Below are 8056 nucleotides of genomic sequence, written 5' to 3'. Positions count from 1 at the left end.
ACGCTAACACTTTAGCTAAAGCATTGTGCCATAAACACTAAACTTACTTGAAGTGAGAGCGCCAAGCGTTGTGAATCCCTCTTAAATTGCTTGTTATGACGCTAGCCTCCCATTGCACTAGCTAAAGTAGCACCAAGAGTTCCGATTAAAGGACCAAAAACAGTAAGGTGGTTCGCAACTTTCCCCATAAAGTCCTGATACTTTCCTAAAAATTCAGGGGTTCCGTGATGCTCTTTCATAGCCACTATCGCTGACTCTAACTCATTCTTAGTATCCTGATCAGGTATAGTGCCTAAACAATTTAGGAGTTCTTCGTAAATATCACCGTTGACGGTAATGTTCACTGAATTATCGACTGAATCAACTAAAACTTTGTTGTTATCTCCAACTGTCGTTACAATTTTATTATTCACTATTTGCCTCTTCGGTAACTGTTCATACATTTGATCGACACGTTTCTCGATTTGTGTGCGTAAATGAGCCCAGACTTCATCTGATAAGCGTTGGTAGTCTCCGTTCCACTCTTCTAGAAAATCGAACACATTTACAGCTATATCATATTCGGTTAAGTTAAACTCATCGTTCAGATAGTTGATAATTTTATCTACATTTTCATATGTCATCTCAAATTCAGGCATAGATTTAAAGTCACGAGCTTCTTTCGCTAGACCTACAACTGGAATGGATGATCTTGGTGTGTTTCTTAGTAGTAAAACAACTCCTTTGTCGTGCTGGAAAGCTTCACCATGATAGCCAGTCATACAAGGCCATGACGTCTGATAATCTGGGTACTTCTCAGTGACAATATCACCCATAACTGAACTAACCCCCATCAATGCATTAGGGGCTCCACTATCTTTTCTTGTCAAATTAAACTCCTATTTGGACAGCGTCATAACGCCGCATTAAGGTGCGAACAACGCTAAACACCTAGCCTAAACCATTGCACCTTAAACACTAAAGCCAAGTTTAAACTGAGATCGCCAAGCGTTGTGAGTCACTCTTAAATGCTTTGTTAGCTGCATCTAATATCCTGAACATAATATCCCCCGATACCTTTCTTATAGCTAATGTCACAAGACAGCTTAAAACTAGGACAAACCTGACCAAACCCTGCTACTTTCCATTCCTCTCCATTCTCTAAATGAAATAAAGACCAACTACCACGTGTTTTATCTCTTCCTGTTTTGATGCATGTAGATGACTTTACATAAATGTTTTCGCCTAACCACTTAGTTGGATAAGCAGGAATTGTAGCAACAACCATGTATACGAAGTATCCCATTAAAAAGCTAAAAAGTGGTATAGATACTAAGGCAAAGAAAAACTCTTTATATTTACCTACTTTGTAATGAAGTGCCAAGTATGTAAAACCTGCAGGTTTCGCTTCTGTTCCTTTGTAAAAACTAAAAGCAAAAATAATGGCGGCTAGTATTGCAAGTGATGAATATGGAAAAACTGTCGATTCAAGCGTTTCTAAAGGTACATAGGAGGAACTTGCACCAAGCACTATTACCAATACTAACAATCCAAAAATACTTAAGATTGATATCACGATCTTCTCCAATTCATGTCCCCTCTGAGTTAATTTGTCAGCTAACGCCCAATTAACGTGTGAGCAGCGCAGCCACTGAACTAAACCACTGCACCGTAAACACTAAATTCAACCCAAAGTGAGAGCGACAAGCGTTGCGAATCACTGTTGAATTGTTTGTTATGTTTTACCACAAGTTACTGACTTAATTGAGAAAGAACTGCTATTTCTGACCAGTTTTCTGAAGCAAACCACAAGGCAAGAACCAACTTGGCCACCAAAAGCGACCAACCTAAAACGAGTAAGTCCACTTCCCTGCCCAATGAGGCAACCCTGCCAAGTAACAACAAGCGCCTTGTCTTTCCAACCAAAGCGCAAAACAGTATTGAATTGCCGAGGCAGCTGCCAAGCTGAAATGCTAATTGGCTAAGAACCTAAAAGCGACTTTGAGCCAGTAAAATGAAAAGCCAACCACCACGACCTGACAATGAAGCAACCCGCGAACATTGGCATGTTTTACGGGCTAAGTGATTCAAGAACTTAGCACGACAATGCGGATTTGCTGAGTCTACTAGGGACGAATTGCCAGAGGGGCAAAGAACTAAAGCCTAAGACCTTTAAGCCTTTGAATTACAAGCAAACACAACGCCCAATTAAGGGGTGAACAACGCCTCCCCCCAAACCTAAAGCATTGTGCCATAAACACTAAATTTGAAGTAGAAGCAAAACTGCCGAGCGTTGTAAAGCCCTCTTAAATTGCTTGTTATGCGTTTTTTCCACATGCTTCAGCCCAACTAGACCATACAGTGCTACTTTGTTCGGCACCTCTGATTTGATCGATAAAACTGTTAATCAATGCCCTCGGTATAGATTTGTTAATAAAGGCGTCTTGGTCTTCGGACACTGCAACCTCAATTATGCTCTCAAATTTAGCGATAACCCGAGACAGTGACTGAACGTCAGAGTTCAAAAATAGCAATTCACTACCTTTGTTATCAAAGATAAATACTTTCGGGTTGTTCGGGAGCAAAATTATCGGTTCGTTACCCATAGCTGAACCTAAAACGCGCGCCTTAGGGTATCTAGATACCGCTGAGTCGTAACCTTCAGGCCAATCACAAGCCCAACACCAACTCTTAAGCTGAGGCAAATATTCCTCTTCAAAATCACCGAAATACAAATTAGGTGCACACCAGTTAGGCAAGCCGACTTCCACTAAATATTCAGAAGTCTTAATCGGGACATCCTGAAATTTTAGGATGCTATTTGAAAAACGAGATACTTCCATTTGACCTAATCCACTCGTGAAACGCATAACGCCGCATTAAGGGGTGAACAACGCCTCCACCTAACCTAAAGCATTGTGCCATAAACACTAAATTTGAATTAGAAGTAAAAATGCCAAGCGTTGTGAATCCCTCTTAAATTGCTTGTTATGCATTTTACCCATTGCCCTTATTGAGATTAAGATTGCCAAATATTGCAGCAACCCAAAAACTACTGTTCTCAACTCAATCTATTGCCCTTGTTAGTCTTTATTTGAATAGGCTGTTTGATTACGTTAAGGCAATCAACCTCGAAAATAGTAAAAACCTCTCAATAAGTACTCTGCCTTTCTTTCCAAAATTGAAACATCGTATCTTTGTACTCTTTATCTGACATAGATAAGAAATCAATTTTATGGTCTGCTTCATGCGGCTCTAATTTCTGTGTGGTCGAATCTAAATGTCGGCATGCTTGCAACGCAATACACTGTGGCAGTGGTAATGTAACATTCATAAATGCTATCAAAGTATCCATTAATTCTGTAATGCTGTTCCTGTCACTATGAGTTGTCCAAGGACAACATAAATAAACCATGTCTTTCGCTGTCCAATGTGGCGAATGACGATGAGTCATATATAGTGTATAGGACGCAGGTCTCTTAGCTTCTGGCCTGCAATAACGAATATATGCATTAAATTCATAAAAAGGATAACTCCAGATCTGATTACCTGATGGATCAAATTTGATAATTTGGCCAGTATGTCGGTTGAATTCATAAACTTTTACTTGCTTTTCTCCTCCGTATATCAACCGTCCTGAGAACAGCAATAGCGTCTGCAAAGCCAACAACAGAATATAAGGAGGAAGAAATACATCTTCGTTAATCATTTGCAAGATGTAAGCCCAACCAAATAGTGGAAAGACGAAAAAATTAATAACCCGACATATCTTAAGACTTGTTTTCAAACGGGTGGTCGAATATTCATAAACGCTTAGTTTTACGTGATTCCAATTAAAAAACGTACGTCCAAATTTATCCGCCATTCCTCGTTTTTTCCAAACACTCGGAGTTAATTCCATAAAACCCATTGTTGTAGTGGGTATGTTCATACCGTTAAATATCCACTTACTTAATGACATGGATTGCGTAAAACGACCAGCAAAATCGTCATATTTCATGTCACAATACTGTTTTTGCTTTTCCATAACTCGGAATAAAATAACAGTAACAATAATAAGCACAAGACTAATCAGCCAAGCGATAACCACCAGCTCCAACGCTGAGTTATTCAATATTCGGTCAATATAAAAGCCCGAACTAAAGAACAAAATTAACGTAAACATAGCAGCGATAGTCGCCGTACTTATAGTCACAACAAAAAGAATGCTAAGTCCAACACTAAGCTTTTTCATCCAAGGTGGTGTTGGCGGTAACTTAGGTAAAACTGGCAAATCCGGTTGATAGCTGTCTGGCTGCTTTCCGAACCACGCTGACTCACTGTATTGACTTTGCGACATATTAACCCATAAAAATAATATGATGACAGTAATATACCAAAAGATTCCAACTAAACCGACATTGATAAAAATAAGCCAACGCCTCTGAGCCGCTGGGTTCAATGCTCTATCTAATAGCGGCAAACCTAAATTCAATTGGAACTCTCACTGAAACTAGTAGAGAACTAGCCCCGTCCGTCCCCAACACAACCAGTATGATAAGAAGGTAATGAGGTCTTTGACTAATTTGAATATTTGACAATTAATATACTCATACGTTCCTTGTAAAACAACAATCTATATAGTGAAGATTCCTTTTGAACCATATTTAACGCGTTCATTTATTATGAAATAGAATTGATTGAAGAGTTACTTTCGACTCGGATGCATAACGCCTTGTTAAGGTGTGAGGCACGCAATACCAAAGCCTCAGCATACCACCTTAACCGCTAAAACCGACGCATAGTAAAAATGCCACGCGTGCCGAATCACTCTTGAACAACTTGTTAGGCATTGAACTTTTTCATGACAAAGTAGCACATTGATGAGCACATATTACGACCAAGACGAACGAACTCTTCATGGCTAAAACCTAGAGGTATATGGGCTCCATTACTAACAAATGTAAACACCGCAGCTAATGCTTGCTCTTCTTTGGTGTCGATGAATCCAGAGGTTCTTAAGTGTGCAAGAGAAGGTCCCCATGTATTTCCACTACCTCTAGTGTTTACAAAGCCGTTTAAGATTGCGATTTCACGTACAATTGTTTCCAGCGCAATGCGAATATTGGTCAGGCTACCGTTATAGTCAGGTTGCGCCTTTATAAAATCTTCCGCGGATGCCTTTACCGCTTGCGAAATACTACCTTTATTTGAAAGATTTGAGTTATCGATCTCTTTTAATAACTCATCTTCAACAGGCTCGTGACCAGCAAAATTTGGGTCAAGAGCACTAATTTGATTTCCCTCGATCCCGTAGCCATCTAACAAAAGGGATTTTTGAAAAATCGAGTATTTTTCATCAAACTTGTATCTCGGAGAAGTCTGATTTCTTAGTGTTTTACTGCATTGAACCACTTCAACAACCAAATCTGATAAAACACTTTCATGCGCTCCTTGAATCTCCGAGCTTATACCTGCAACCGAAGACACAGCTTGCGGATTAAGGCTGTACTTTTCGAAAACAACGTATACATCAGGACGTTCAATTACGCCTAAAAGTTGAGCTAATGAGAACTTTGTTCTTCTAGAAATTTGCATATATATCCTAAATTTATCGTAATGCCTAACGCCCTGTTAAGGTGTGAGCAACGCAATACTGATGCCGCCGCATACCACCTTAATCGCTAAAACCAATGCATAGTAAAAATGCCACGCGTTGCGAATCACTCTTAAACAGCTTGTTATAAGGATGTTAAAACAGTTCCACACATGGAAATATACCATGATTCACAATTTCAGAGTGATCAAAAAGTGCACTTGGAATCTGGTTACTTCTAATAAAATCTTCGGAAAAAACTATATCTTCTTTTTTTTCTAAAATCTTACTTTGAACAAAAAATTTATCGCCACTTCCCTTCGGAAATATTTCATCAACTAACCCAACTGTATCCTTATCATCAAGTGAAGCCATTATAAAATATGACAAATTTCCAATTGGTATAAGGTAAACAAAAACATATGAATCGACATATTGCCCTTCTTCAGATAAATCATACATACCGGAGAACGCCACACCTTTGTTCTTTACCTCAATTACTTTGTAGTGTAAAAATTTCGATTCGAGAGTTATGGCATGCCAAAGCCTCCTGTAGAAGCATCTGTAACTATTTAAAATACCCCTAGTTTCCAGAATCCTACCAAATATAAATCTCCATTTTTCATTTTTTGAACTAGATTTGGTTTTTCTTAAAGTTCTTACTAATTTTGTAATATGAAGCTTTTTCTTGTATATTTCTTTTCTCAGCGTCCTTAACGTTTGTCTATGTACATAATCGGAATTCACCCCCGAAAACTCATCTTCCATAGACAAGAATAAGTCATTATCATGACCTTCACAAAACCCTGGGAAAGTTGTAGCCCCCTCAATACTCCTAGGTTTAAAGGTATAACGAAAACTATTGCCTGCGAAATCAGGAATAAGAAAAAAAACCTCTTTTTTATTATTACTTAATCCTTCTAAAACTATTTTTCTTGATAACTCATGAGAATCAATTGATGGCTTACGACACATTATATGATTACATTTATAATGAGATTTATGCTGAGCCTCTCGCTCAAAGTTTAATATTGAGTTAAATTCTTTGCTATCCTCTCTATTTCCTATTCTATATTCTATGAGATTCTTCATACTCTGGATTACTTCATCACTTAACATTAGTCCTATCCTTATAACGCCGCATTAAGGTGTGAGTGACGCAATACCGAAGCCACCGCATACCACCTTAAACACTAAAACCAACGCATAGTAAAAATGCCACGCGTTGCGAATCACTCTTAAACAGTTTGTTATACATTATTTATGTATCCGCCTATAACTTAACAACAGTTTATTGGATACATCTTCCGCATCAGATACTTTAGCCATAGCCAACGAGTTAAGTAGAGAGATCTTACAAGTTAGCTTGAGTAGCTCTTTAATTTGCTTGTGTCCATAGTGATCACCAATTGCATTTCTACCAATATGCCAGGAACTCTGAATCCCTCCTCCATGAGTAAAATCGCATAAGGTTGACCACATCTTGTCTACATTTTCCTTTAGCATCGAGTCTTTGAACTCGTCTAGTTCCATCAACTGTTCGAGGATTCGGTGTTTTTTGGGAAAATTTCCACCGTGTAAAATTTTATTGATTTGTTCTGTATTCGCGCAGTTAAATACCCATATGGCTCGGAGGTATGTTTCGACTTGAGAGCGCGCTAACGCGAACGCAGAAGAAGGTAAATTCTTACTGATTAACTGTTGGATGGAGCAGCAATGAGTATTGCTTGTATACATCAAAGCCAAAGCTAAGCGATTGCGGTTACTTGCTATTGGCTGTAGCTTTGAGGTTAATGACTTAAGTGATTGTATCCATCTATCTGTTTCTTTGTACATACCGACCTCATAATGTATAACGCCAAATTAAGGTGTGAACAACGCTAACACCTTACCTAAACCATTGTGCCATAAACACTAAACAGGCTTGAAGTGAAAGCGCCGAGCGTTGTGAATCACTCTTAAATTTATTGTTATGAGGCAACCTGAAGCGACAAAGAAAGGAAGTTTTCATCGCTTTCAATCACCTTATAGCCAAGAGATTTGTAAAACCTTACCGCTAACTCATTTCTAGTAAAGCTTGATAAGGTTACATTACTACGCCCTTGCTCTCGCGCTATTTCGTGAACCATATTCATTACCCTTCCAGCCAATTTTTGATTTTGAAATTCTGGAAACACGATGAGTAAATGTACATGAAGTGCATTGTCGTAAGGCTTGAAGCATAGCATTCCAACTTGCGTGTTATTGAGATAAACCCAGTGAAACCAATGCGGCTCATAGTCACTTTTTAAACGATTGACCTGAAACTCATCACACCAACCAAAGACGGCATCAACATGCGAATAAAGTCCTTGTTTCACGACAGAAAACAGACTTTCAAAATGATCACTTTCTATTTGTATTAGTTGAATATCCATATGCCTCATAACGCCCAATTAAGTTGTGAGCAACGCTGCCACCTGACTCAAACACTGTACCGAAATCACCAAACCTATTGAAACT

General features: G+C 38.7%; 8 protein-coding genes. All 8 read right to left on the bottom strand.

The window, feature by feature from the left end:
* Positions 1–101 precede the first annotated feature (101 nt).
* Positions 102–869 carry a hypothetical protein gene (locus tag ACQEXS_RS22030; protein ID WP_427015219.1) on the bottom strand — a complete coding sequence of 256 codons (768 nt, stop codon included), beginning with the start codon at positions 867–869 and terminating at the stop codon, positions 102–104.
* Between the two features lie 146 nt (positions 870–1015).
* Positions 1016–1555 carry a hypothetical protein gene (locus ACQEXS_RS22025; protein ID WP_427015218.1) on the bottom strand — a complete coding sequence of 180 codons (540 nt, stop codon included), beginning with the start codon at positions 1553–1555 and terminating at the stop codon, positions 1016–1018.
* A gap of 742 nt (positions 1556–2297) precedes the next feature.
* Positions 2298–2822, bottom strand: coding sequence for an SUKH-4 family immunity protein (locus ACQEXS_RS22020; RefSeq protein ID WP_427015217.1), 525 nt, complete (start codon positions 2820–2822; stop codon positions 2298–2300).
* Between the two features lie 308 nt (positions 2823–3130).
* Positions 3131–4453 (bottom strand): hypothetical protein, encoded by a 1323-nt coding sequence (locus ACQEXS_RS22015; RefSeq protein WP_427015216.1) that lies wholly within the window; start codon positions 4451–4453, stop codon positions 3131–3133.
* Positions 4454–4803: 350 nt separating this feature from the next.
* Complete coding sequence (locus ACQEXS_RS22010; RefSeq protein ID WP_427015215.1) at positions 4804–5556, bottom strand: hypothetical protein; 753 nt, start codon at positions 5554–5556, stop codon at positions 4804–4806.
* Positions 5557–5710: 154 nt separating this feature from the next.
* Complete coding sequence (locus ACQEXS_RS22005) at positions 5711–6673, bottom strand: hypothetical protein (protein ID WP_427015214.1); 963 nt, start codon at positions 6671–6673, stop codon at positions 5711–5713.
* A 138-nt stretch (positions 6674–6811) separates the two neighbouring features.
* Positions 6812–7390, bottom strand: a complete 579-nt coding sequence (locus ACQEXS_RS22000) for a DUF6988 family protein (RefSeq protein WP_427015213.1) — start codon at positions 7388–7390, stop codon at positions 6812–6814.
* A gap of 134 nt (positions 7391–7524) precedes the next feature.
* Positions 7525–7980, bottom strand: a complete 456-nt coding sequence (locus tag ACQEXS_RS21995; protein WP_427015212.1) for a GNAT family N-acetyltransferase — start codon at positions 7978–7980, stop codon at positions 7525–7527.
* Positions 7981–8056 lie beyond the last annotated feature (76 nt).

The sequence above is a fragment of the Vibrio sp. TRT 17S01 genome (assembly GCF_050113695.1).
Classification (GTDB): Bacteria; Pseudomonadota; Gammaproteobacteria; order Enterobacterales; family Vibrionaceae; genus Vibrio.
The sequence above is the reverse complement of the archived record's forward strand: the minus strand, read 5'-3'. Positions and strand labels throughout refer to the sequence as shown.